Source organism: Promicromonospora vindobonensis, from assembly GCF_042685865.1.
Classification (GTDB): Bacteria; Actinomycetota; Actinomycetes; order Actinomycetales; family Cellulomonadaceae; genus Promicromonospora; species Promicromonospora vindobonensis.
The window spans coordinates 501,638-526,321 of the sequence record NZ_JBHUOG010000001.1; the positions used below are offsets into that span (position 1 = coordinate 501,638).

The following is a 24,684-nucleotide window of genomic DNA, read 5'->3' on the forward strand; positions in this document are numbered from 1 at the left end:
GAGGCGTCCTCTCGGTCGGGTTCTGGGGGGCGGTCCAACGCTACCCCGCGCCCGCACGCGTGGAATCCACGCGGCTCAGCAACCCGCGGCTCAGCGACCCACGCGGCTCAGCGGGACGGGACCTGGCCGGTCCATGGGTCGGTCACGAGCTCGCTCACCCGGGCCTCGACGGCCAGCCCGTCGGCCGCGAGCGCCGCGGCGAGGTCCTCGACGGCGTAGCGCAGCCAGGGCCACTCGCTCGCGTAGTGGGCGGTGTCCACGAGGAACGGGGTGCCGGCGGGGCCACGGGCGCCGGCGGCGCGGGCCTCGAACTCGGCACGTTCGCGCAGCTCGGAGGCCGGGTGATGGCGCAGGTCGGAGGTGACGTAGACGTCGGCGGCCGCGGCGCGGACGGCGTCGAAGTAGCCGTCACCGGACCCGCCGAGGACGGCGGCGGTGGTCACCGTCGCGTCGGGGTCGCCGGAGAACCGGATGCCCTGCGCGGTGGCGGGCAGCGCGGCCGCGACGCGGCGGGCGAAGTCGGCCAGCGTGGTGGGTTCGACGAGTCGGCCGACGCGGCCGATGCCACGGTCGGTGCCGTAGTCGGCGCCCTGGCCGTGGCCGTCCGTCGCGCCGGCGGCACTCACCTCGAGCGGCCGCCGGTCGGTGATGCCGACGAGGTCGGCGAGAGCGTCCGCCACACCGCGCGGGGCCGCGTCGGCGTTGGTGTGCGCGACGTGCAGGGCGCACCCTCCGGTCAGGAGCCGGTGCACGACGGAGCCCTTGAACGTCGTGGCGGCCACGGAGCTCACGCCGCGCAGGAACAGCGGGTGGTGCGTGACGAGCAGGTCGGCGCCCCAGTCCAGGGCCTGGTCGACGACGGCGGTGACCGGGTCGACCGCGAACAGCACCTTGCGCACGGATGCGGCAGGGTCGCCTGCCACCAGTCCGACGGCGTCCCATCCCTCCGCCGTCGACGGCGGGTAGAGACCGTCGAGCGCGCCGACCACCTGCGCCAGCGTGGGATGCACGGCGGACGGGGCGGACGGGCCGAGCGTGGTGTGGGACGTGGGGGCGTCGCTGCTGCTCACGCCTCGCAGCGTAGTACGTGTGGGCAGGCCGTTCACCAGGCGGACGCATCGTGACCTTGCTAAGGTCCGTAACTCGTGGGGGACACCGTCGAGCACCGCTTCGGCGGGCCTATGACCATGCGCGCAAGGCTGATCGCTGCCGCGCGCGAACGCGTCGACATCCGGGATCTTGCCCCGTCTCGCGCCGACTACGACCTGCGGCCCCGGACCCTGCGTTCCGACCTCTTGGCGGGTGTCACCGTCGGCGTCGTCGCGCTGCCGCTCGCGCTCGCGTTCGGCGTCAGCTCCGGTGTGGGGCCGGCGGCCGGGCTCGTCACGGCGGTCGTGGCCGGCATCGTGGCGGCCGTGTTCGGCGGGTCGAACGTGCAGATCAGCGGCCCAACCGGTGCCATGGCCGTCGTCCTCGCGCCGATCGTGGCGCAGCACGGCCTCGGCTCGGTGGCCCTCGTGACGCTGTTCGGCGGCGCGATCGTGCTGGCGTGCGGTCTGCTCCGGCTGGGCCGCGTGGTCACCTACATCCCGTGGCCCGTCGTCGAGGGCTTCACCCTTGGCATCGCGGCGATCATCTTTCTGCAGCAGGTCCCGGCCGCCGTGGGCGTCGCCGCGGAGACCGGGCACAACACGCTGGTCACAGCGGTCCGGTCGGTCGGGGCCGCGCTCTGGCCGTCCGGCGGCGACATGGGGGCCGGCGTCCCGGACGGCTCCCTGCCCGACGGCGGGGTACCGGCCTGGGCCTGGACGCTCGCTCTCGTCGCGGTCGTCGCAGCGGTGATGCTCGTGCTGCCCCGCGTGGCCACGGCGCTGCCCGCCTCGCTCGTCGCCGTCGCACTGGTGACGGTGCTCGCCGAGGTGCTGAAGGCACCGGTGCCTCGCATCGGCGAGCTGCCCAGCTCGCTCCCCTTTCCCGTGCTGCCCGACGCGACGCCGGACGCCGTCCGGGACCTCGTGGGTGCGGCCGTCGCGGTCGCCGCGCTCGCCGCCATCGAGTCGCTGCTGTCCGCGCGGGTCGCGGCGACCATGGCCGACACCGGCCCCTACCACCCCGACCGTGAGCTCGTAGGGCAGGGCCTCGCATCGCTCGCGAGCGGCCTGTTCGGCGGGATGCCTGCGACCGGGGCCATCGCGCGCACCGCGGTCAACGTGCGCTCGGGAGCCCGCACGCGCCTGGCCGCCGTCGTGCACGCGCTGGTGATCCTCGCCGTGATCTACCTGGCCACCGGACCGGTGGGACGCATACCGCTCGCCGCGCTGGCGGGCGTGCTGATGGTCACGTCGTTCCGCATGATCGGCGCACGGACCATCCGCTCGGTGCTCACCTCCACCCGCCCGGACGCCGTCACGTTCGTGGTCACCGCGGTGATCACCGTCGCGTTCGACCTCATCGACGCCGTCCAGATCGGGCTGCTGGTCGCCGCGTTCTTCGCGCTGCGGGCCGTGGCGGGGGCGACGTCGGTGCACCGTGAACCGCTGCCGGGCGTCGCGCACGAGGGCGACGAGCGGATCGCGCTGTTCCGGCTGGACGGCGCCATGTTCTTCGGGGCGTCCGACCGGATCCTCGGCGAGGTGACGGCCGTCACGCAGGCGCGGCCCGGTGCGGCGTCGGACGACCCGGCCGACGGCCTGCACGAGCCCGTCGAGGTGGTGATCCTGCGGCTCTCCCACGTGCAGCTCGTGGACGCCACCGGGGCGCGTGCCCTCGCCGACCTGGTGCTGGAGCTGGAGCGGCGGGACGTGACCGTGCTCGTCAAGGGCATCCAGCCGCAGCACCGCAAGCTCCTGCGGGCCGTCGGCCTCCACCGCGTGCTGCGGCACGAGAGCCACCTCTTCACCGATCTGCCCGAGGCCGTCGAGCACGCCCGGTCGCACGTTCTGCAGGCGCAGACGGCATAGGCTCGTCCCGTGACCGAGTCAGCCCCCCGCATGAACGTCGAGTCGTTCAACCTGGACCACCGCGCCGTCGCCGCCCCGTACGTGCGGCTTGCCGACCGCAAGCAGCTCGCCGGAGGGGACGTGATCGTCAAGTACGACGTGCGTTTCACGCAGCCCAACGTCGCGCACCTGGAGATGCCGACGGTGCACTCCCTCGAGCACCTGTTCGCCGAGCACTCGCGCAACCATTCCGACGCCGTCCTGGACTTCTCCCCCATGGGCTGCCAGACCGGCTTCTACCTGATGCTGCAGGGCGACCCCGCCTACACGGACGTGCTGCAGCTCGTCGAGGCGACGATGCGTGACATCGTCACGGCGACCGAGGTGCCCGCCGCGAACGAGGTGCAGTGCGGCTGGGGCGCGAACCACTCGCTGGCCGGCGCCCAGGAGGCGGCTTCGGTGTTCCTCTCGGCACGCGGCGTGTGGTCGCAGGTCTTTGCGGACGGCGCTCCGGGCGACGCGTTGGCCAGCGACGCAGCGGCCCGGGACGCGGCCGCCCGCGAGGCCGCTGCCCGCGACGCGGCTTCCGCCGGCGAGCAGTGAACGCCCCGGCACCCGTCGCCGTCGTCCTCGTGGCGATGGACGACGAGGCAGCGCCCTTCCTCGAGCTGGCGTCCGACGTCGGTGAGCCGGAGCGCGTCGGCCGCGCCGAGTACCGGCGCATCACGCTCGCCGGCCGGCCCGTCGTGCTGGTGCGTAGCGGGATCGGCTTCGTCAACGCGACCGCCGCCGGCGCGGGCGCGATCCTCCGTCACGGCTCGGGCGTGCCGCTGATCAGCGCGGGCAGCGCCGGCGGGCTCGCGAAGGACGTAGCGGTGGGCGACGTGGTGCTGGGCGTCCGCCTCGTCAACGCGGACGCCGACGCCCGCGCCTTCGGGTACGTGCTCGGCCAGGTCCCCGGCATGCCAGAGGCGTACGACGCCGACCCCGTGCTCGCCGACGTCGTCCGGCGCGCCGCTGCCGCCGTCGAGGTGCGCGACCCGGACGGCAGTCAGGGACCTCCCGCGCTGCGCGAGGGCAGCATCGGTTCCGGCGAGAAGTTCGCCACCACCGACCTGGCGCTGCGGCTCCGCGCGGACTTCCCCGGCATGCTCGCCGTCGACATGGAGTCCGCGGCGCTCGCGCAGCTGTGCCACAACTTCGGCTCGGGTTTCGTGTCGGTGCGGGCCGTCTCCGACCTGTGCGCGCCCGACGGCACCGAGTTCCTCACGCACGTCGACGACGCAGCGTTGCGCTCGGCACAGGTCGTCACAGCGGCGGTCGGGCTGCTGGCGAGCTGAGCCGCTGGGCCTGTGCGACGGCGGCGCTGGACTCGGCTGCGCTGATGCCGGCTGCGCTGGCCCGCAGCTGCTCCACCGCGCAGGCGACGAGCGCCGCCCGACGCCGGTCCTGGCCGGCATGGGCGACGATCCGGCGTGCTACGCCCGGGCGAACCAGAGGTTTCGCGACGAGCCCCGGGGAGTCGCCGGGCACGGCCAGCCGCGGCAGCACGGTGATCCCGATCCCTGCGGCCACGAGCCGGAGCGCCGCCCGATGGTCGTCGAGCCGGGCGGCGTACCGCGGGGCGAACCCGGCAGCACTGCACGCGCTCAGGACGATCCGTCCGATCGGGCTGTCGTAGATGTCGTGGTCCACCCATGGCTGTTCTGCCAGCTCCCGCAGGCTGACCTCCGGCTCGGCCGCCAGCGGGTGCGTCGCAGGGAGCACGACGACCAGGTCCTCGACGAGGAGCTCATGACGCACATAGCCGTCGAGACGGATGCCTGCGCCGTCGGCCGGCTCGGTACGGATGTCGAGGTCCGGACGGCGGCGCCCGCGGCCGTCGACCGGCTCGTTCAGACTGATCTCGACGGTGAGGTTCGGCCGGAGCCGCCGCACGGCACGCACGACCGCGGGCATCCACTGCTCCGCCGCCGAGGCGAAGCACGCGATGGCCAGGTGCTGCCCCTGACCGCCCCGGAGGTCCGCGACCGCCCGTTCGAGGCGGTCGAAGTCGGCCAGCAGCGCCTGTGCCTGGTCGGCCAGCTCCCTGGCGGCGTCGGTGGCGACGATCCCGCGGCCCTGCTTCTCGAACAGGACCAGTCCGGTCTCCCGCGCGAGGGCGGCCATGTGCTGGCTGATCGTGGCGGGCGAGTAGCTGAGGTTCCGGGCCGCCCCGTTGATCGATCCGGCGGCCAGGACCGCACGCAGGATCTCGAGCCGTCGTGGGTTGAGCATGACCAGACCGTAGGGCAGGCGTGACCGTAAGGCATCAGCGAACGGTCACCCACTTTTGTGTGCTTGTCGTGACTGTTCGGAGCGGTCGAGGATAGCCATGTCTTGATCGGCTCCGCGTGGAAGGACGACCATGGATACGACGTTCTGGGACGATGCCGACCGGCTCCTGATCCGCTACGGACCCAGCTTCACCCCGCGGGTCATCGAGCGGGCCTCCGGCGCGTACGTCTTCGACAGCGATGGCACGCCGATCCTCGACTTCACGTCGGGGCAGATGAGCTCGATCCTCGGCCACGCGCACCCGGACATCGTCTCGACGGTCTCGTCGGCCGTCGCGTCGCTGGACCACCTCTTCAGCGGCATGCTCAGCGCCCCCGTGCTGGGGCTGGCCGGGCGGCTCGCCGCGACGCTGCCGGCTCCGCTGGGCAAGACGATGCTGCTGAGCACCGGGGCCGAGGCGAACGAGGCAGCGATCAAGATGGCCAAGCTCCGCACGGGCCGCTACGAGATCGTCTCGTTCGACCGTTCGTGGCACGGCATGACCCAGGGCGCAGCCTCCGCCACGTTCTCCGCCGGACGGCGCGGGTACGGTCCGCCCACGCCGGGCAACCTCGCCCTCCCCTCCCCGAACGCCTACCGGTCGCCGTTCCGGTCGCCCGACGGGTCCTACGACTGGGAGGCGGAGCTGGCCTACGGCTTCGCGCTCGTCGACCAGCAGTCCGCAGGCAGCCTCGCTGCCTGCCTCGTCGAGCCGATCCTGTCCTCCGGCGGCATCATCGAGCTGCCACCCGGGTACCTGCGGCGCCTCAAGGAGATGTGCGAGGAGCGCGGGATGCTGCTCATCCTCGACGAGGCGCAGACCGGCCTCGGCCGTACCGGTGACATGTACGCGTTCGAGCGCGACGGCGTCACCCCGGACATCCTGACGCTGTCGAAGACCCTCGGCGCCGGGCTGCCCGTCGCGGCCGTCGTCACCTCCGCGGAGATCGAACAGGTCTGCCACGACCGGGGTTTTCTCTTCTACACGACGCACGTCTCCGACCCGCTGGCCGCGGCGGTCGGGCTGACCGTGCTCGACGTCATCGAGCGGGAAGGGCTCGTCTCCCGGGCGGCGACGCTGGGCGAGCAGCTCGCCGGCCGGCTGGACACGCTCCGTGACCGTTACGACGTGGTCGGCGACGTACGCGGTCGGGGCCTGCTCCAGGGAATCGAGCTCGTGCAGGACAAGCGCAGCAAGGCACCCGCCGACGCCCTCGGCAACGCCGTCACCTCGGCCTGCCTGGACCGGGGCCTGCACATGAACATCGTGCAGCTGCCGGGGATGGGCGGCATCTTCCGCATCGCACCGCCCCTGACGATCAGCGAGGACGACCTGCACGCCGGGGTGGACATCCTGGAGGCCTCGCTCAGGGCGGTGCTGGACGCTCAGTCCTTGGCGTCCGCGTAGCTCTCGGTCACCGCGACGCTCAGCGGGAAGTCCACCGGGAAGTCACCGAAGAGCAGGCGCCCGGCCTCGTCGGCGGCGGCCCGCACCTCCTGTGCCACGGCCTCGGCGAGCGCTGCCGGTGCGTGCACCACCACCTCGTCGTGCAGGAAGAACACCAGGTGCGGACGACGGTCGAACGGCGCAGGGGCCAGGCCTTGCGGGGACTCGGAAGAGAGTTCGCCCAGCGCCCAGAGCCGACGGCGGATCGACGCGATCCAGCACAGCGCCCACTCCGCCGCCGTGCCCTGGACGACGAAGTTCCGGGTGAACCGGCCCCACGAGCGAGTCTGGCTGCGGGCCCGCGACTGGACGTCCGCACCTGCGTCCTCGTCGAACGCCGAGCCCTGCACCGCGGCCCAGGAGTCACCCGGCAGCGGCGAGCTGCGGCCCAGCCGGGTGGTGACCTTCTCGCCGCGTTCCCCGGCGCGCGCCGCACGTTCGACCAGGTCGATGGCGTGCGGGAATGCGCGGGCAAGCCGCGGCAGCACCTGCGCGCTGACACCCGTCGTGCCCCCGTACATCGCGCCGAGCATGCCCAGCTTCGCGTGCTCGCGGGAGTCGACGACGCCCGCCGCGACGATCCCTGCGTACATGTCGGTGCTGGCGCCATCCTTGCTGCGGCCCGCCGTGGCCATGCGCTCGTCGCGGGCCAGGGCGGCCAGCACCCGTGGCTCGAGCTGCGCCGCGTCGGCGACGACGAAGGTCCAGCCCGGATCAGCGGTGACCGCCCGCCGGACGTTGTGGGGCAGCTGCAGCGCGCCGCCTCCCGTGCTCGCCCACCGGCCGGTCACGACGCCGCCCACCACGTACTCCATCCGGAACCGGCCGTCCGGCGCCCAGGTATCGAGCCAGTTCCAGCCGTTCGCCGTGTAGAGACGGTAGAGGCCCTTGTACTCGAGGAGCGGCGCGATCACCGGGTGGTCGAGCTTCTCCAGCTCCCACTTGCGCAGGCTCCGGGCGCCCACCCCCGCGTACTCCATGGCGCGCAGCAGGTCGGGATGGGAGTCGGGGTTGAGTGTCGGCGGGGCGTCGATCGTGTCCCGGATCCGGTTGGCCAGGTCCTCGAGCTTCGCCGGCCGGGCACCCGGCCGGGGCCGCGGGCCCAGCGCCTCGGTGAGGATCTCGTCGTGGATGTCGCCGCGCCACGGCAACCCGGCGTGATGCATCTCGGCAGCCGCGAGCGCCCCGGCGGACTCCGCGGCGAGCAGGAGCCGGAGGCGACCGGGTTCGGTGCTGTCCTTGATCGTGCGGAGCTGCGCGGTCAGCTCTGCTGCGGGGTCGAGGTGGTTGTCGGGGCTGGGACCACGGCCCTCGACCGGGGCGCGCCCGTCACCCTGCTCCCGCGCACCGCCGTTCGCCCTACCGTTGCCCCGGTGGTCACCCGCCGGCCGGTCGGCGCGTGCCGGTGCGCTGATCTCACCGAGGTCGAAGAGCGGCTCGGACCCGGGGTGACGGTCGGGGCGGGTCAGCGCGGTCGCCGTGGGGCCGCCCGGGGGCGGGACCGGCGCGAGGCGGTCCCACGCCGTGGGGCCGGCCTCGGCGAGGGCCGTGCGTGCGGACAGGACCGAGGCACGCAGCACGGCGTGCGCCAGCCGCAGGTCGTGCGCCCGGTCGACCCGGACGCCCTGGGCGAGGAGCGCCGGGTACCAGTTGTTCGTGTCGTCCCAGGTCCAGCGAGCAAGCGCCGCCTCTTCGGCTGCGGCCTCGCGTGCCAGCGCGGAGGCCTCGACGACGCGTTGCTCCCCCGCCGGCGCACCCGCGTCGGACATCGGTCGCAGACCGATGCCCGAGCCCTCTGCTGAGACCACGATGTGCATGGGGCTCAGTCTGCCGTGCGCCACTGACACGCCCGCCCGGGCAAGCCGACGTGGTCGGTAGAACGTCAGGTGATCGGCACTCCCGGACTGCCGATCACCTGACGTTCTACCGACCACGTCGGCCGTCGGGTCACAGCACTACGGGACGAGTCGGTGCAGGTCCCTCGGGAACGGGGTGACCTCACGGACGTTGGCGGCCCCGACGAGGCGCGCCACCCAGCGCTCCAGGCCGATCGCGAACCCGCCGTGCGGCGGCATCCCGTGCCGGAACGCGGCGAGGTACGACGCGTACGCTGCCGGGTCCTCGCCACGCGCCTCGATGGCCGCGACGTAGTCGGGGTACCGGTGCAGGCGCTGGCCGCCCGTGACCAGCTCGAGCCCGCGGAACAGCAGGTCGAAGCTGTTGCTCCAGCGCCCGTCTCCCGCAGCGGCGCGCGCGCCCGTCTCCGGGTGGGTGTAGAACGGCCGCTTCGCCATGGGGTAGCCCTCGACGGCGACGAAGTCCGACCCGTGCTCGGCCATCGCCCACTGCCCGAGCGCGCGCTCGTGCTCCGGTGCGAGGTCCGGCTCGTCGGCGGGTGCCCCGACCAGCGCAAGGGCGTCGGCGAAGTGGATCACGGGAAACGCCGCCGGTACCTCTGGCACCTCGACGCCGAGCCGTTCGGCAGCGCCCGAGCCGCGTACGGCGTCGGCCATGCCTGCGAGCACGTCACGGAGTACCGCCAACACGTCACGATGGTCGCGCACGAACCCGAGCTCGACGTCCAGGGAGCGGTACTCCGCCAGGTGCCGCACCGTGTCGTGCGGTTCGGCCCGGAAGACCGGGCCCACCTCGTAGACCCGCTCGAAGACGCCGACCATCTGCTGCTTGTAGAACTGTGGCGACTGCGCCAGGTAGGCGGGTCGGCCGAAGTAGTCCACGGGGAACACGTTCGCCCCGGACTCCGTGGCCGTACCCACCAGCTTGGGCGTGCAGATCTCGGTGAAGCCCGCCGCGTCGAGCGTCGCGCGGAAACCGCCGAGGCTCGTCGCCGCGACCTCCCAGCGCGCTTTCTGCGCGGGGTGCCGCCAGGCGACCGCCGCATGGTCGAGCAGGGTCGGCAGGGCTACCGCCAGGGCGGGCCGCCAGAGCTCGACGGGCGGGGTCTCGGCGGCGTCCGTGAGCGGCGTGATCACGGGCTCCGTGAGCTCGACACCGCCAGGGGCCTGCGGGTTGGCGGTGACCGTTCCGGTCACGTCCACCGTGGTCTCCTCCGGCGGCACCTGCGCCGCCACGCGCGGCGAGCCCTGCGGCTCACCCGGCCCGACACCGGCGCCCGCGCGCACCACGACCTGGGCGAGGCCGGTGCGGTCGCGCAGCACGAGGAACGTCACGTTCGCCAGCTCCCGACGGCGGTGGACCCAGCCCTGCAGCCGCACGACCGATCCGGGCGGGACGGCGGCAAGGTCGCGTGCCAGGGTGCGGACGGTGGCGGCAACAGGCCCGTCCGTCGCTCCGCCGGCGGCTGCGGTCGGCGCGGTCGTGGACGGGGCCGGGGACGGGGATTGCGGGGGTGGTCTCATCGTGTCTCCTTCAGAGCGAGGCCCTGAAGGAGCGGGCGGGGGCTAGGTCGCGGTGCCACCACTCCTTTGCCGGGAGACCCCGGCCTCTCGTCGGTACGCCGCACGCGCGGGCGGAGCGCTCGCCCGGCAGTCCGGGCCGAGGGTCGTCACGCCTCACGCTCGCCACGACAAACGTTATGCCCGACGGCGGTGCGTCCGCCACACCATTGGGGGGGAACCGGGCACGGGCTCAGGCCGGGACCGCGAAGACGGACGGATACGACGGCGGGGCCCCGACCGAGATCAGGGCCCCGCCGGGCGTGCGGTCGTCGGGCGTTCAGCCCCACCCCTGCTCGTTCTGCTGCTCGCCGCCCTGCTCCTGCGAGCCGTACTCACCGCTCTGGCCGCTCTGGCCCTCGGTCCCGAACTCGGATCCCGGTTCGGTGGTGCCCTCGGACTGCTCCGCGGACTGGCCGTAGGACGAACCCTGCGGCGCCCCGCCCTCGCTCTGCCCGTACGACCCGCCCTGCGCGGAGGACTCGTCCTGACCGTAGGAGCCACCCTGCGCGGAGGACTCACCCTGGCCGTACGACCCGGACTGCTCCGGCTGGCCGTAGGACGAACCCTGCGACTCGCCGTACGACGAACCCTCGCTGCCCTGCGAGGCACCCTGCGAACCGAGGTTCTCCCCGCCCTCCTGCGAGCCGAAGCCCTCGGAGGTGTTCTCGCTCGAGCCGAACTCCGACGTCGGCTCCTGACCGTACTGGTCGCCCTGCTCGGACTGCCCATAGTTCTCAGTCATGACTGCTCCTCGCGTGCGTGCGTGCGCGGAGGTGTGCCGAATTGCATCCCCCTGCGGGACCGGGTGAAAACCCGCGCCCAAATGCAACGTACCCAGGCCGCAGAGGGATCGCCACAGGTACTTCGAACTACCCCGGTGTAACCCGGACGGGCCCTCCGTCAGTGCAGGTCAGCAGTGTTTTCCTCGCCCGGGGCAAGTATCGTCCCGGAGCACCGCTCGGCCCCGTCAGCGCACGAGCGTGAACCCTCCGGTCCACGGCACCGCCTCACCCAGCGCGAGGCTGAGCTGCAGGTAGCCGGTCGCCTCCAGCTCCCTGGCCCTGGCCAGCAGCCCGACGTCGATGCCCTGCGCCCCCGCGGCCTCGACCACGTCGAGCAGCGCCGACTTCGCGTCGGCGTCGTCCCCCGCGACGAGCACCGTCGCCGGCGCAGACCCGGCTCCGTCCGCGGTGAGCTCACCGGACGCGAGCGTGGCGGCGAAGCTGGTGTTGAAGGCCTTCAGCACGCGCGACTGCGGCAGGCGGGTAGTGAGCTCGGCGGCGGCGCTGCCCGCCTTGATCTCCCGGCGGCGACCCTCGGCCAGGTCGACGGGATTCGTGATGTCCACGACGACCTTGCCGGCGAGCTGCTCGCTGAACCGCGCGGCGACCTCGCCCAGGGCCTCGTACGGCACGGCGAGCACGACGACGTCGCCCGTGAACACGTCCACGTGCTCGCCGTGCGCCACGCTCTGCACCGAGGCCCCGCCGCGCTCTGCCAGGGCCGCGATCGCGCTGCCCATCTTCCCCGTCCCGATGATCGTGAAGCCGTTCATGATTCCAGGCTCACACGCAGCCCCGTCACCCGCAGCCTGCCCGTCGCACGGCGTCAGCCGCGCACGCCGGCGTCCCCTCGCACCCCGAGCCACCGCAGCACAGCCTGCCCGACGGCGGCGGCGTCCTCGAGGGGCGCGAGGTGGCCACGCCTCTCGAACGCCACCACCTCGGGGTCGCCGGGGAGGGCCGCCCGGAGCCGCGCGGCCTGCTCGAACGGGATCCACGGGTCGGCGACGCCCCAGCCGACCCGGACCGGGCAGCGCACCTGGTCGAGACGGTCGAGGACCGGTGCCGTGTGGGCGGGCGAGAGCTGCGCGATCTGCCGGTAGAACGCGGCCTGCCCGGTCTCGTCGAGCCAGGGCTCGGCGAGCGCGCCGACCGTGTCGTCGGGCAGGTCGTGGTTGGCGGCGCCGGCGATGTACTCGCGGACGAGGGCCGCGTGCAGCGGGCCGGGCAACGCCGCGAAGACCGACTCGTTCTCGGCCACGAGCCGGAAGAACGGCGACCCCCAGGGATCGAGGGTCACGATGTCGAGCAGGAACAGGCTCGCGAGCTCGACGTCCTCGAGGAGGTGTGCGCCCAGCGCGACGGCACCACCGATGTCGTGGGCCACCACGTGGGGCCGGTCCAGCGACCAGTGCCGCAGCAGCGCCGCGAACCGCTGCCGCTGGGCGACGAGGTCGACCGGGTACGCCGGCTCCTTCGGTGAGGCGCCGTACCCCGGCATGTCCCACAGGAACACGCGGTAGTGCTGACTCAGCGCACGCGCCACGGGCGCCCACACGAGCGCCGACCACGGGGTGCCGTGGCAGAGCACGACGTCGCCGGCCGGCGCCCGGTCCGTCGGCTCGAGCACATACGTGGCGACGCGGGCGCCGTCGGCCCCGCCGAGGTCGAGGAGGACGGGCGCAGGCAGGGTCGACCGGACGGGAGCGGGCTGTGGTGCGGGCATGCGCCGACGGTAGGACGTCGGGCTCCGGCGGTCCACCGGCTACTTGACGCCCGCCGACGCCTTGAGGCCCACCGGTGTCGCGTCCGCCGGTGCCGCGTCGAGCAGCGCGGCGAGGAGGCCGGGAAAGCGGGCCTCCAGGTCGTCGACCCGCAGGTGCACGTAGCACCGCGTGCCCTCGTCGCGGGTCCGCGTCACGCCGGCGCTGCGGAGGGTCTTCAGGTGATGGCTCAGCGTCGACTTCGACACCGGCGCATCGAGCTCGCCCCACTGGCGCTCCTGGCCGTCCGCCAGGAGGTAGACGACGCCGAGGCGGAGCGGGTCGGCCAGGGCGGAGAGCACCCTGGCCAGCGTGATCTCGCTGACGTCGGGATGTTCGGCGTTCCGCATGGCGCCATCGTAACCAGCAAGCAGCCACAGGTTAGGTAGACCTAAGCCGGTTGCTATGCTCTCGATGTGATGACACGTTGTCAGCACGTTGACCCCTGCGTCGGAGGAGAGTTCATGAGCCTGGCCGTCGAGGAAGACACCCCGCTGTCCGCCCTGCTTCGCGAGGGCACGCGTGCCGACCACGGCGCCGCCAACTCCGAGGACTTCATCGAGCAGCTCATGTCCGGCGCGCTGAACCGGGCCGCCTACGCCGACCTCTCGGCCCAGCTGCTCGTGGTCTACGAGGCACTCGAGGGCGCGAGCACCGCCGTGCGCGACGACGAGCGGGGCGCGGGCCTCGTCTTCAACGAGCTCACGCGCGTCCCTGCGATCGAGCGGGACCTCGCCTTCCTGTACGGACCGGCCTGGCGCGAGGAGATCCGCATCCTGCCCGCGACTCGTGAGTACGCGGACCGCGTGCGCGAGATCAGCGGCAGCCTGCCGCACTACGCGGCGCACTCGTACACGCGGTACCTGGGCGACCTGTCGGGCGGCCAGATCGTCAAGCGCATGATGAAGCAGCACTACGGCCTGGACGGCGACGGGGTGGCCTTCTACACGTTCCCGGACATCCCGAAGATCAAGGTGTTCAAGGACGCGTACCGCAGCCGGCTCGACGACCTCGACCTGGACCCCGAGGAGGTGGCCGCGACGCTCGCGGAAGCGCACCACGCGTTCCACCTGAACCGGGTCGTGTTCACCGCCCTCGCCGAGATCCACTGCTGACGCTGCTCGCTCCAGCCCTGGCAGCGGCCGCGTGATACTTTGTTCGACGTTCTACGAACATCGAACAAAGGCCGCCGCAGGGTGTGGATCACCCCGTATCGGCCCGAGCCCCGAACGAGGAGCCCACGTGACAGCCCAGCTGACGGTCCGCCCGCCCACCGCCCTCACCGGCAAGGTCGTGATCGTCACAGGTGCAGGCTCCGGCATCGGGCGCGCGACCGCCCGTGCGTTCGCCCGGGCCGGAGCGCACGTGCTCGGCGTCGGGCGCCGCCCAGCAGCCCTCGCCGAGACCGCGGCCGGGCATGCCGAGATCGCCACGCTGTCGACGGACCTCCGCTCACCCGGCGCGCCGCAGCACGTCGTCGATACCGCGACCGACCGGTGGGGCACTCTCGACGTGCTGGTCAACAACGCGGGCACCACCGCGATGATGTCGCTCGCCGACACCACCGCCGACGGCATCGACGGGCTGCTCAGCCTCAACGTCACCGCCCCCAGCCTGCTCGCGAGCGCGGCCCTGCCGCACCTGCTCCGGTCCAAGGGATCGATCGTCAACATCTCCAGCACCTACGGGCACCGGCCGCTCCCCGGTGCCGCCCACTACGCGGCGTCCAAGGCCGCCGTCGAGCAGCTCACGCGCAGCTGGGCGCTGGAGCTCGCCGCCGACGGCGTCCGCGTCAATGCCGTGGCGCCAGGGCCCACCGAGAGCCAGGCGCTCACCGCTGCCGGCCTGCCCGACGCCACCGTCGAGGAGATCAAGCGCGACGAGGCCGCACGCATCCCCCTCGGCCGGCGAGGCGAGCCCGAGGAGGTCGCCTCCTGGATCGTGCGACTGGCCGACCCCGCGACCACCTGGCTCACCGGCCAGGTCCTCGCGGTCGACGGCGGCCTGCACCTCACCTGATGACTCATCTCACATGTTGAGAATCCTCACAGCCTGAACCTGTCACGAATCGCGGCCTCCGGTGGTCGGATTGAGTATGAACACCACCGAACGTCGGATCTCAACGACAGTGCTGGTCATCGGGACGGGCGGGTCGGGCCTACGGGCCGCGATCGAGCTCGCGGAACAGGGTGTCGACGTGCTGGCCCTGGGCAAGCGGCCACGCATGGACGCCCACACCTCGCTCGCGGCGGGCGGCATCAACGCCGCGCTCGGCACGATGGATGCCGAGGACAGCTGGCAGCAGCATGCCGCCGACACCATCAAGGAGAGCTACTTCCTGGCCAACCCGCACACGGCGGAGATCGTCGCCAAGGGGGCAGCCCAGGGTATCGCCGACCTCGAGCGATACGGCATGGCCTTCGCCCGGGAGGACGACGGGCGCATCTCCCAGCGGTTCTTCGGCGCGCACACGTACCGCCGCACCGCGTTCGCCGGCGACTACACCGGCCTGGAGATCCAGCGCTCGCTGGTCAACCGGGCAGTGCAGCTCGACATCCCGGTCCTCGACTCGGTCTACGTGACCCGGATCCTCACGCACGACGGCGCGGTGTTCGGCGCCTACGGGTTCGACCTGACCGACGGCACGCCGTACCTGATCCACGCCGACGCCGTGATCCTCGCGGCGGGCGGCCACAACCGGATCTGGCGGCGCACGTCGTCGCGGCGCGACGAGAACACTGGCGACTCGTTCCGCCTCGCCGTCGAGGCCGGCGCACGACTGCGCGACCCGGAGCTGGTCCAGTTCCACCCGTCCGGCATCATCGAGCCCGAGAACGCGGCGGGCACCCTGATCTCAGAGGCAGCCCGCGGCGAGGGCGGCATCCTGCGCAACGGTCTGGGCGAGCGGTTCATGAAGAACTACGACCCCGAGCGGATGGAGCTGTCCACCCGCGACCGGGTGGCGCTCGCCGCGTACACCGAGATCAAGGAGGGGCGAGGCACCGAGAACGGCGGCGTGTGGCTCGACGTCTCGCACCTGCCGCGCGAGACGATCATGTCTCGCCTGCCGCGCGTCTACCAGACGATGCTCGAGCTGCAGATGCTCGACATCACCGCGGAACCCATCGAGATCGCACCGACCGCGCACTACTCCATGGGCGGCGTGTGGGTCCGGCCGGAGGACCACAGCACGGAGGTCGACGGTCTCTACGCGATCGGCGAGGCGTCCAGCGGCCTGCACGGCGCCAACCGCCTCGGCGGCAACTCCCTGATCGAGCTGCTCGTGTTCGGCCGGATCGTCGGCCGGGCCGCCGCGACCTACTCCGCGGGCCTCGAGGCGCAGCGTCGTTCGCACGCCGCGGAGGACCAGGCCCGCAAGGAGGTCGCGGACCTGCTGGTCGCCGACGGGCACGAGAACGTGCGCGCCCTGCAGCGCGCCGTGCGCAACACCATGACGGAGTACGCCGGCGTCGTGCGGGACGAGCAGGGGCTGGTCGCGGGTCTGCGGGAGCTGGACGAGATCGAGGCGCGCACCCGGGAGATCGGGGTCCACCCCGACATCGCGGGGTTCCAGGACCTCGCGCACGCCTTCGACCTCAAGGCGTCGCTCATCGCGGCGCGGGCCACGCTGGAGACCGCCCGCGAGCGCCGCGAGACCCGCGGGTGCCACAACCGCTCGGACTACCCCGACCTGGACCCGGCTCTGCAGGTGAACCTGGTCTGGTCCCCGCGCACCGGAGTGGTGCGCGAGGAGATCCCGCCGGTCCCGGACGAGCTCTCGGAGCTCATCCAGGAGGTCTCGACGGCAGGCAAGCTGGTCGAGTAGCGGCGCGCGCGCCGCACCCGAGCCGTCGGGCGCGGGGAGCTTCCTCCGGTTCAGGACACGTCGCCGTGCTCCGTGTCGCTCCCCGCACCACCGGCCCCGGCGTTCGTGGTGACCTCGACGCTCCCCTGTCCGGCGTCGCCACGGCTGTAGCCACCGCCACCACCACCGCCGTCTCCGCCTCCGCCTCCGCCACAGCTCGTCGCGAGGAGCAGCACGGTCAGTCCCGCTCCCGCGACGAGCTTCGCTCCTCGTGAGATGGGCCCTCGTACTCTGGACATGGTTCCTCCTTCGTTCTCGTCCGTTCCGTCCAAGTAGGCCAGACGCGTTCTGCGTCGGCGCGGCGGAGGTGGCCGCCCAGGTGCATCGCCCGCCACACCCCGCGGTACCCGGGCAGGATCCCCGAGGCGATGATCACGTGCCCGACGACGACCGGCGTCACCACGTACGTCGACCACCGGTGCACCAGCAGGAACCAGACGAAGGCCGGGCCTCCACTGACGAGCACCAGCCCGATCCCCGAGACGACGAGGGCGAGCAGCGTCACGAGGAGCACGAGGTTCGCGATGCGCTGCCCCGGGTCGAACCGGCCCTCGTGCCGCCCGAACCGACCGGTGAGGACGGCCGCCGGCCAGCGCCGGAACCACGCCGCGTCGCCGTGCCGGAACCGGACGGACTCCTGCCAGAAGGTGCGCCACCCCCGCATGCCGACGACGGCGGCCAGCGCCGTCAGCCCCGCGAGGGCCCAGCCGGTGAGGGTGTGCAGCTCCGCGTCCGACGTCCCCGTGACGCGGGCGAGCACGCTCGGGCTGCCCTCGCGGCCGAGCCCGAGCCACCACCCGGTGGCCAGCAGCACGAGGACCGTCGCGTACACGCCGGCGTGGAACCACCGGGCCGGTCGCGTGTTGCGCTCGACCACGTCGGTCTGCGCACCCTCCGGCTCGGCGTCGTCCGGCTCAGTACCCATCGCCGTCTTCCGTGTCGCTGCTCGTGTCGCCCTCCGCACCGGCTCCGACGGTCACGGTGACCTCGGTCTCGACCCCGGCCGCCGAGTGGTCGGCGTTGCGCAGCGATGCGTTGACGACGTGCTCACCCTCCGGTAGGTCGCTGACCTCGACGCTCTCGCCCTCGACCACCAGGTACTCCCGGTCGTCGTCGTCGAAGAACACGTGGACGTGGTGTGCGCCGGTGTCGGTCGGGCCGAGCTCCTCGCTCGAGTCGAGCTCGACGGCGAACGGCGTCTCGACCGTCGCGCCGTCCTCCGGCGACGTGATCTCCAGGGTCATCCCGCCCGGCTCGGCGCCGCCACCACCGCCGTCGGCGCCACCGTAGCCACCACCGCCGGAACCGCCGCCTCCCTCGCCGCACCCCGCTGCGAGCAGGAGGGTCAGCGCCGTTCCCGCGACGAGCCTCGCTCCTCGTAGTCTGGACATGGTTCCTCCTCGGTCCGGTCGTCCGTCACAGGTCCTTACGTGGCGAGGCACCCGGACGGATCTCTCGCCCGCCGGCGAGATCCGTGAGCGGGCCTCGCACGTAGGGAAGGACATGACGGCATCGGACGAGGCGCTCCTCGCCGGGATGGCCGCGGACGACCCGGACGCGGCTGCCGTCTTCGTGCGCCGGCACCAGGCGCGGGTGTACGGCGTCGCGCTCTTCGTGGTCGGCATCCCCGCCGTCGCGGAGGAGGTGGCCCAGGAGACCTTCGTGCGCGCGTGGCGGCATGCCGACGCCTTCGACCCGCGGCGGGGGCGCGCGACGACGTGGCTCCTCGCGATCGCCCGGCACGCCGCGATCGACGTGCTGCGGGTGCGGCGTGACGTCCCCGTCGACCCGGTGGTCATGGTGGAGACGATCGCCGACCCCGACCGCCTCGCGGAACGCGTGGTGACCGGCACGACGGTGCACGCCGCCCTCGCCCGGGTCCCGCGGGAGCAGGCGACGGCGGTCGTGCTCGCCGCGGTCTTCGGCCTCAGCGGAGCCGAGATCGCCGAGCGGACCGGTGTGCCGCTCGGCACGGCCAAGACGCGGATCCGCCTCGGGTTGCGGCACCTGCGCGACGAGCTCGCGAGCACCCGGGAGGTGGACATCCCATGACGGCGACCGAGCAGTGCGTCGAGCTGCGTGACGCGCTCACCGAGGTGGCCCTCGGGGTCGCCGACGGCACCACGCGCGGCGTGGTGATGGCGCATCTCGCGACGTGCGAGCGCTGCAGGGACGACCTCGCGACGCTTGCCGCGACGGCCGACGAGCTGCTGCTCCTCGTCCCGGAGCGGGAGCCCTCGGCGGGTTTCGAGAGTCGCGTGCTGGCCCGGCTCGCGCCCGAGCGGGAGCTGCGCTCGTCGGCAGGGGCGGACCAGCCGGCGGCGGAGCCCGTCCCACCGGTGACCGTCCGACGGCAGCGCGTGCGACGCGCCGTCCTCGCGCCCGCCCTGGGTGTGGGTCTGCTCGGCATCGGCGGCGCGGGCGTGTGGGTCGCCACGGAACCGGACCGCGACCTGGCCGCCTCCTACCGCACGACGCTGGACACGGCGGACGGCCGCTACCTCGCGGCGGCCGACCTCATGACCGGCACGGGACCGGGAAGCTCCGCTCGGTCGGTGGGCACGGTCTTCCTCTACGAGGGCAACCCGTCCTGGGCGTACGTGGTGGTCCGCGGCGCCGGAGCGGCGCCGGCCTACGAGGTCGCCGTCACCGTCGACGCCGGGGCAGGCGCCGGGTCGGACGCCGGGGGCTACCCCGACAGAGCGGGCTCCGGCGGGGCCGGCCCCGCAGGCCCGGGTGCGAGTCCCGGAACCGACCGCACGGCCGGCACCCGCGAGATCGCACTCGGGTCGTGCGTCGTGGTGGCACAGGAGTGCTCGGCAGGTGGCGTGCTCGACGTCGCAGTGCGTGACGTCGTGTCCGTCCGGCTGACGACCCCGGACGGGACGACCTGGGCGACCGCGACGCCGGACCCGGCCCGGCCGTAGCCGGCGCCGGGCCCTCGGGCGCGGCCGTCGCCCGAGGCCGCCGCGACATTAAAAGTATCAGGCGCCTTTTTATTCGGTATGCTCGGCCCATGGCAGACCTGGCGGTTCGGGCCGACATCGAGGAACTGGTGTCGGCGTTCTACGGGACGGCGTTCCAGGACCCGCTGATCGGGCCGGTGTTCACCGAGATCGCGAAGATGGACCTCGACCACCACCTCCCGATCATGTGCGACTTCTGGGAGACGGTTCTGTTCGATGCCGGCCTCTACCAGCGCAACGCGCTGCAGGTGCACGTCGCGCTGCACTCCAGGCACCCGCTCGGTGCGGACCATTTCGAGCGGTGGGTGGCGCTGTGGTCCGCGACCGTCGACGCCCGGTTCTCCGGCCCGATCGCGGACCGCGCGAAGCTGCAGGCGAGCCGGATCTCCGAGTCCCTGCAGCGGCGCCTGGCCGGGCGCTCGGGCAGTGTGCTCGAGACGATCGGCCGCCGCGAGGGCATGGCACCCGCCGCACACCTCGACCCGAGAGCCGAACGACAAGGTCCCGGATGAGCCGGGAGGTGTGAGGATCAGTCCGATGACAGGACGAAGCGAGGACTACCACGCCGCACTGGCGTCGGCCAGCCGCAGGCAGGTCCTGGACGCCCTCCTCGCGGCACCGGGACCTATGGACGCTGCGGGCGTCGCCGAGCAGCTCGCGCTGCACGTCACCACCGCGCGCTTCCACCTCGACCAGCTCACCGACGCCGGGCTGGCCCGGCGTCGGCCCAGTGCGGAGAAGCGACGCGGACGGCCACGGATCCTGTACTCGGCGGCTGGGGCGGCTCATGACACCGACGCCCGGGAGCAGCTCATCGAGGTCCTCGCCGACACGCTCGCCCGCGAGCACCAGCCCTCCGCCGACGCGACCAGCGCGGGCCGGCGGTGGGCCGACACCTTCGACCCACCGGACACCGACGGGCCTGTCGCCGGCCTGGTCGAGGTGCTCGACCAGATCGGCTTCGACCCGGAGCTCACGCCGGACGCGAAGACGATCCGGCTGCACGCCTGCCCGTTCCGCAGCGCTGCCAGGGAGCATCCCGAGGTCGTGTGCTCCGTGCACCGCGGCCTGGTCCAGCGGCTGCTCGAGAGCACCGGGCCGGCACCCCAGCTCGTCCCCTTCGTCGAGCCAGAGCTCTGCCTCGTCACCCTCGACCGGCCACGTACCCGCTGACCGCTCGACGCTTCCGGTGACAAACACTTCTTGCCCTTTTCATCACCGAGAAGAGGCAGGTCCGAAACCCCTGTCGTGCCGAACCGTGGGACGCCAGGACTGCCGACGTCGGCCGATGCGTATCGTGTCGCTGCCCTTGCACCGCCCGAACGGAGAAATCGCGTGCCCCACCTGGACGAGCGCCTCATCCCGGTCTTCGACGAGGTCATCACCCGCAACCCCGGGGAGACCGAGTTCCACCAGGCCGTCCGCGAGGTACTGGAGAGCCTCGGCCCGGTCGTGGCGAAGCACCCCCGGTACACCGACGCAGAGGTGATCCGCCGGCTGTGCGAGCCCGAGCGGCAGATCATCTTCCGGGTGCCGTGGACCGACGACGCCGGGCGGGTGCAGCTGAACCGCGGCTTCCGGGTCGAGTTCAACTCGGCGCTCGGCCCGTACAAGGGCGGCCTGCGCTTCCACCCCTCCGTCTACCTGGGGATCGTGAAGTTCCTCGGCTTCGAGCAGATCTTCAAGAACTCCCTCAGTGGGCTGCCGATCGGCGGGGCCAAGGGCGGCAGCGACTTCGACCCGAAGGGCCGCAGCGAGGCAGAGGTCATGCGGTTCTGCCAGTCGTTCATGACGGAGCTGTACCGCCACCTCGGCGAGTACACCGACGTCCCGGCCGGCGACATCGGCGTGGGCGAACGCGAGGTCGGCTACCTCTTCGGGCAGTACAAGCGCATCACCAACCGGTACGAGTCCGGCGTCCTCACCGGCAAGGGCCTCAGCTGGGGCGGGTCCCAGGTCCGCACGGAGGCCACCGGCTACGGGACGGTCTTCTTCGTCAACGAGATGCTCGCCCACGCGGGCCAGTCCTTCGACGGCAAGCAGGTCGTCGTGTCCGGCTCCGGCAACGTCGCGATCTACGCGATCGAGAAGGCGCACCAGCTCGGTGGCCGCGTGATCGCGTGCTCCGACTCCGACGGGTACGTGGTCGACGAGGCCGGTATCGACCTCGACCTGCTCAAGGAGATCAAGAACGGCCACCGCGGCCGGGTCGCCGACTACGCCGAGCGGCGCGGTAGCGCACGGTACGTCGCGGGCGGGTCGATCTGGCAGGTGCCCTGCGACATCGCGCTGCCCTGCGCCACGCAGAACGAGCTGGACGGCGCCGACGCGAAGGGGCTCGTCGAGAACGGCTGCCAGATCGTCGCAGAGGGCGCCAACATGCCGACCACACCCGACGCGATCCGGCTCCTCCGGGACGCGGGCGTGCGGTTCGCGCCCGGCAAGGCCGCGAACGCCGGCGGTGTCGCCACCAGCGCGCTCGAGATGCAGCAGAACGCGTCGCGCGACTCGTGGACCTTCGAGCACACCGAGGCACGCCTCGCGGAGATCATGCGGTCCGTCCACCACCGCACGCTGGAGACCGCCGACGAGTACGACGTGCCAGGCGACTACGTGGCGGGCGCGAACATCGCCGGCTTCACCCGGGTCGCCGACGCGATGCTCCACCTCGGCCTCATCTGACGACGTCCCCGGCGAGGACCGGCAGCCTGCGGGCGCCGACCAGGTGGCGATCGACAACGTCGCCGCAGCCCGCGACGCCGTCGGGCACCTGGTGCGGATGGGGCGGCGGCCCGAGCTCGGCTGATCCGGTCGCGGCTCGTCGGCCAGAGAGCCCAGGTGTTGGATGACCTACCTGGCCGAGCTCGTCCGCGCCGGGGCGGGGCAACCCGGGGCGGCTCGGGACGGGCACAGCCCGGGGCGGCTCGGATCGGCTCGGCTGAGATCGGCCGGGGTGGCGGCTCGGATCGGCTCGGTCGGGGGCGGCTCGGATCGGCTCGGTCCGGATCGGTCGATCGGCTCGGCTCGGCTCGGTCAGGATCGGTCGGCCCGGGATCAGCCCGGCTCGAGGGCGACTGCAGACTTAGTCGCGGCCTCGACCGGCGACTGCAGAGTTCGTCGCGGTTCTTCGGCCTCTCACCACAACCAACTCTGCAGTCGGCGTCGACGGTCGCGACTAAGTCTGCAGTCGACGGCGGACCAGACCGCAGATCAGAGAGCCGACGGCACGCCGAACCACACACTGCAGAGTCGACGGCGGACCGGACCGCACACTGCACAGCCGACGGCCAGCCGGACCGCAGACCACAGACCACAGACCACAGAGCCAACTGCACACCAGACCGCAGACCACAGAGCCGGGCAGCCCACACGACACACCCCCGCACCGCCGACCGCCCAATCACACACCTCAAAGCCGCCAACCGCCCACAGCCCACAGCCCCACTTCTCAGCCGCGAGATCCGCCCCGAACATCTGTCCCGGAGGGCGCGGCGCTCGCGCCATCCCACCAGTCGAGCACGCGTGTGCCGTAGAACGTGAGCCACCGGGAGGACTCCCCCGGCGGCACGTCCACCTCGAACCAGACCCGCCCCGGATGCCGCCCCTGCTGCAGCCAGGTGCCGTCCGGGCGGCGGGCGGCGCGGACCACGTCGACGGCGTCGGCGAGCCGGGGATCGGGCCCGACACCGTCGTGCAGCGCCGCCGCGCGGAAGTAGTCCAGGGCGTTGAGAGCGCTGAAGCCCCAGCGGAACGGGTACCGGAACCGGATGGCCCACGGGCCGACGAGCTCGCCCGTCGACAGCCCCCGGAGCAGCCGTCGCTCCAGGAGATACTCCTCGCCCGCCCACCGTGCGGCGCGCAGCTCGTCGCTGCCGCCCGTCGCTACCTCGTAGTACAGGAGGCCCTTCAGGGAGTTGAGGGTGGAGTGGAACGACGAGCGCGTCGAGCCCTCGACCCACTCGCAGTTCCAGCCGCCGTCGGCGAGACGATGGTCGGCGAACCACTGGGCGATGCCCGAGACGTCCGCGCCGAGCCAAGCACCGTTGGCGAGCGTGTAGCCGTTGATGCAGCAGTCGACCTCGCCGCCCCAGTAGGGCAGGTCTTCGTACTCCCACCGGCTGTTCGCGGCCAGCTTCTCGGCGGTGCCGGCCAGCGCGGCGGCGTCGAGGCCCCAGTCGCGCAGAGTGGTGAGCGACCAGGTGGTCGCGGTCCAGGGCTGGCCTTCCTCGTCACCCTGAAAGTCGGCGGGGAAGTACGCGCCGCCTGCCCACTGCCCGTCGGGATCCTGCCTCGAGAGCAGTCCTGCGCCGAATCCTTCGGTGGCGACGCGGCTCCGCGTGGCGCGCCAGACGTCCTCCGGGGCGCCCGCTAGGTCACGCTCGACCTGCCAGCGCAGGGCCGGGTCGGTCTCGAGCATCCAGTCGAGCAGCTCTGGCGACATGGTGAGAAGGCTACTTTTCCGTGGGTCGGTCCGCGAGGCTCTGGCCCGGTCCAGTCCGGTCCAGGACCGGTCAGGAATCGAGAAGCACCCGATGCCGCACCGAACCTAACGTGATGGGTATGGCACACATCGACTCCGTCACCCTCGAAGTGACCGACCTCAGCACCGCACGTTCCTTCTACGACGCCGCCTTCGGCCTGGGCGACCGGCTCCACCTCCGCGAGACCGACGCACCCACCTCCGGGTTCCGCGGCTACCACCTGTCCCTCATCGCTTCGCAGCCGGGAGACGTCAACGCCCTGTTCGACGCCGCGGTCGCCGCGGGAGCCACCGTCCTCAAGCCCGTGGCAAAGTCCATGTGGGGCCACGGCGGCGTGGTCCAGGCACCCGACGGCGCCATCTGGAAGCTCGCGACCTCCGCCAAGAAGGACTCCGCTCCCGTCTCTCGGAAGGTCGACGAGATCGTGCTGCTGATCGGGGCCGACGACGTGTCCGCGAGCAAGAAGTTCTACGTCGAGCGCGGGATGACCGTCGGCAAGAGCTTCGGTTCGTACGTCGACTTCAAGATGGGGTCCAGCCCGATCGGGTTCGGCCTGTACAAGCGGTCCGCGCTCGCCAAGGACGGCGGGGTGGCACCAGAGGGAACGGGCTCGCACCGGATCGCGGCCAACAGCGACCTCGGCGAGTTCACGGACCCGGACGGGTTCGCATGGGAGCCGGTGCGGGTGAGCCGGTAGGGCTTTCTG

At 72.4% G+C, this 24,684-nt stretch carries 24 protein-coding genes and 1 pseudogene; 13 read left to right on the forward strand and 12 right to left on the reverse strand.

The window, feature by feature from the left end; translation table 11 throughout:
• Positions 1–107: 107 nt before the first annotated feature.
• Positions 108–1,070: a Nif3-like dinuclear metal center hexameric protein gene (locus tag ACFS27_RS02285; RefSeq protein WP_377179929.1), complete on the reverse strand. Its 963-nt coding sequence runs from the start codon at positions 1,068–1,070 to the stop codon at positions 108–110.
• A 117-nt stretch (positions 1,071–1,187) separates the two neighbouring features.
• Here ACFS27_RS02285 and ACFS27_RS02290 point away from each other — a divergent pair, with 117 nt between their 5' ends.
• From ACFS27_RS02290 to mtnN, 3 genes and pseudogenes are all read left to right on the forward strand, one after another.
• Complete coding sequence (locus ACFS27_RS02290) at positions 1,188–2,960, forward strand: SulP family inorganic anion transporter (protein WP_377183570.1); 1,773 nt, start codon at positions 1,188–1,190, stop codon at positions 2,958–2,960.
• Between the two features lie 30 nt (positions 2,961–2,990).
• A pseudogene (locus tag ACFS27_RS02295) lies at positions 2,991–3,440 on the forward strand (S-ribosylhomocysteine lyase); the annotation flags it as partial.
• A gap of 98 nt (positions 3,441–3,538) precedes the next feature.
• On the forward strand, positions 3,539–4,279 hold the full coding sequence (gene mtnN, locus ACFS27_RS02300) for a 5'-methylthioadenosine/S-adenosylhomocysteine nucleosidase (protein WP_377179931.1): 741 nt from the start codon (positions 3,539–3,541) through the stop codon (positions 4,277–4,279).
• Here mtnN and ACFS27_RS02305 read toward each other — a convergent pair.
• Positions 4,248–5,216, reverse strand: a complete 969-nt coding sequence (locus ACFS27_RS02305) for a LysR family transcriptional regulator (RefSeq protein WP_377179934.1) — start codon at positions 5,214–5,216, stop codon at positions 4,248–4,250. The two genes, mtnN and ACFS27_RS02305, sit on opposite strands and share 32 nt — an antisense overlap.
• Positions 5,217–5,346: 130 nt before the next feature.
• On the opposite strand from ACFS27_RS02305, the gene ACFS27_RS02310 reads away from it, so the two are divergent.
• Positions 5,347–6,663 (forward strand): aspartate aminotransferase family protein, encoded by a 1,317-nt coding sequence (locus ACFS27_RS02310; RefSeq protein WP_377179936.1) that lies wholly within the window; start codon positions 5,347–5,349, stop codon positions 6,661–6,663.
• Here ACFS27_RS02310 and ACFS27_RS02315 read toward each other — a convergent pair.
• The 6 genes from ACFS27_RS02315 to ACFS27_RS02340 form a co-directional block, all read right to left on the reverse strand.
• A complete protein-coding gene (locus ACFS27_RS02315; RefSeq protein WP_377179938.1) occupies positions 6,642–8,519 on the reverse strand; it encodes a bifunctional 3'-5' exonuclease/DNA polymerase in 1,878 nt (625 codons plus the stop codon). The genes ACFS27_RS02310 and ACFS27_RS02315 overlap by 22 nt on opposite strands.
• A gap of 138 nt (positions 8,520–8,657) precedes the next feature.
• On the reverse strand, positions 8,658–10,082 hold the full coding sequence (gene aspS, locus ACFS27_RS02320; RefSeq protein ID WP_377179940.1) for an aspartate--tRNA(Asn) ligase: 1,425 nt from the start codon (positions 10,080–10,082) through the stop codon (positions 8,658–8,660).
• Positions 10,083–10,398: 316 nt separating this feature from the next.
• A complete protein-coding gene (locus ACFS27_RS02325; RefSeq protein ID WP_377179942.1) occupies positions 10,399–10,863 on the reverse strand; it encodes a hypothetical protein in 465 nt (154 codons plus the stop codon).
• Positions 10,864–11,088: 225 nt separating this feature from the next.
• Positions 11,089–11,676 (reverse strand): NADPH-dependent F420 reductase, encoded by a 588-nt coding sequence (locus tag ACFS27_RS02330; protein ID WP_377179944.1) that lies wholly within the window; start codon positions 11,674–11,676, stop codon positions 11,089–11,091.
• Positions 11,677–11,729: 53 nt separating this feature from the next.
• Positions 11,730–12,629 (reverse strand): alpha/beta fold hydrolase, encoded by a 900-nt coding sequence (locus tag ACFS27_RS02335; RefSeq protein ID WP_377179946.1) that lies wholly within the window; start codon positions 12,627–12,629, stop codon positions 11,730–11,732.
• A 39-nt stretch (positions 12,630–12,668) separates the two neighbouring features.
• Positions 12,669–13,016 carry an ArsR/SmtB family transcription factor gene (locus ACFS27_RS02340; RefSeq protein WP_377179948.1) on the reverse strand — a complete coding sequence of 116 codons (348 nt, stop codon included), beginning with the start codon at positions 13,014–13,016 and terminating at the stop codon, positions 12,669–12,671.
• Positions 13,017–13,130: 114 nt separating this feature from the next.
• Between ACFS27_RS02340 and ACFS27_RS02345 the strand changes: the two genes are divergently transcribed.
• The 3 genes from ACFS27_RS02345 (at position 13,131) to ACFS27_RS02355 (ending at position 16,492) form a co-directional block, all read left to right on the forward strand.
• Positions 13,131–13,781, forward strand: coding sequence for a biliverdin-producing heme oxygenase (locus ACFS27_RS02345; RefSeq protein ID WP_377179950.1), 651 nt, complete (start codon positions 13,131–13,133; stop codon positions 13,779–13,781).
• Between the two features lie 127 nt (positions 13,782–13,908).
• Positions 13,909–14,685, forward strand: coding sequence for an SDR family NAD(P)-dependent oxidoreductase (locus ACFS27_RS02350; protein WP_377179952.1), 777 nt, complete (start codon positions 13,909–13,911; stop codon positions 14,683–14,685).
• A gap of 76 nt (positions 14,686–14,761) precedes the next feature.
• Complete coding sequence (locus ACFS27_RS02355) at positions 14,762–16,492, forward strand: L-aspartate oxidase (RefSeq protein ID WP_377179954.1); 1,731 nt, start codon at positions 14,762–14,764, stop codon at positions 16,490–16,492.
• Between the two features lie 50 nt (positions 16,493–16,542).
• Here ACFS27_RS02355 and ACFS27_RS02360 read toward each other — a convergent pair whose 3' ends face one another.
• From ACFS27_RS02360 to ACFS27_RS02370, 3 genes are read right to left on the reverse strand one after another with little or no spacing between them, the layout of a single operon-like run.
• The gene (locus ACFS27_RS02360; RefSeq protein ID WP_377179956.1) at positions 16,543–16,770 is read right to left on the reverse strand and encodes a hypothetical protein; all 228 of its coding nucleotides are present in this window, start codon (positions 16,768–16,770) and stop codon (positions 16,543–16,545) included.
• Positions 16,710–17,456 carry a cytochrome b/b6 domain-containing protein gene (locus ACFS27_RS02365; protein ID WP_377179958.1) on the reverse strand — a complete coding sequence of 249 codons (747 nt, stop codon included), beginning with the start codon at positions 17,454–17,456 and terminating at the stop codon, positions 16,710–16,712. The genes ACFS27_RS02360 and ACFS27_RS02365 overlap by 61 nt, the downstream gene beginning before the upstream one ends.
• Entirely contained in the window at positions 17,446–17,922 is a 477-nt protein-coding gene (locus tag ACFS27_RS02370) for a hypothetical protein (RefSeq protein ID WP_377179960.1), read from the reverse strand. The genes ACFS27_RS02365 and ACFS27_RS02370 overlap by 11 nt, the downstream gene beginning before the upstream one ends.
• 112 nt (positions 17,923–18,034) lie before the next feature.
• Between ACFS27_RS02370 and ACFS27_RS02375 the strand changes: the two genes are divergently transcribed.
• From ACFS27_RS02375 to gdhA, 5 genes are all read left to right on the forward strand, one after another.
• Positions 18,035–18,583: an RNA polymerase sigma factor gene (locus ACFS27_RS02375; RefSeq protein WP_377179962.1), complete on the forward strand. Its 549-nt coding sequence runs from the start codon at positions 18,035–18,037 to the stop codon at positions 18,581–18,583.
• Complete coding sequence (locus ACFS27_RS02380) at positions 18,580–19,458, forward strand: zf-HC2 domain-containing protein (RefSeq protein WP_377179964.1); 879 nt, start codon at positions 18,580–18,582, stop codon at positions 19,456–19,458. The genes ACFS27_RS02375 and ACFS27_RS02380 overlap by 4 nt, the downstream gene beginning before the upstream one ends.
• 89 nt (positions 19,459–19,547) lie before the next feature.
• A complete protein-coding gene (locus tag ACFS27_RS02385) occupies positions 19,548–20,009 on the forward strand; it encodes a group III truncated hemoglobin (protein WP_377179966.1) in 462 nt (153 codons plus the stop codon).
• Between the two features lie 25 nt (positions 20,010–20,034).
• A complete protein-coding gene (locus ACFS27_RS02390; protein ID WP_377179968.1) occupies positions 20,035–20,670 on the forward strand; it encodes a helix-turn-helix transcriptional regulator in 636 nt (211 codons plus the stop codon).
• 171 nt (positions 20,671–20,841) lie between these two features.
• Entirely contained in the window at positions 20,842–22,179 is a 1,338-nt protein-coding gene (gene gdhA, locus ACFS27_RS02395; protein ID WP_449301527.1) for an NADP-specific glutamate dehydrogenase, read from the forward strand.
• A 766-nt stretch (positions 22,180–22,945) separates the two neighbouring features.
• On the opposite strand, the gene ACFS27_RS02400 is transcribed toward gdhA, so the two are convergent.
• Positions 22,946–23,938, reverse strand: coding sequence for a squalene cyclase (locus ACFS27_RS02400; protein ID WP_377179972.1), 993 nt, complete (start codon positions 23,936–23,938; stop codon positions 22,946–22,948).
• 119 nt (positions 23,939–24,057) lie between these two features.
• On the opposite strand from ACFS27_RS02400, the gene ACFS27_RS02405 reads away from it, so the two are divergent.
• Positions 24,058–24,675, forward strand: coding sequence for a VOC family protein (locus tag ACFS27_RS02405; protein WP_377179974.1), 618 nt, complete (start codon positions 24,058–24,060; stop codon positions 24,673–24,675).
• Positions 24,676–24,684: the final 9 nt, after the last annotated feature.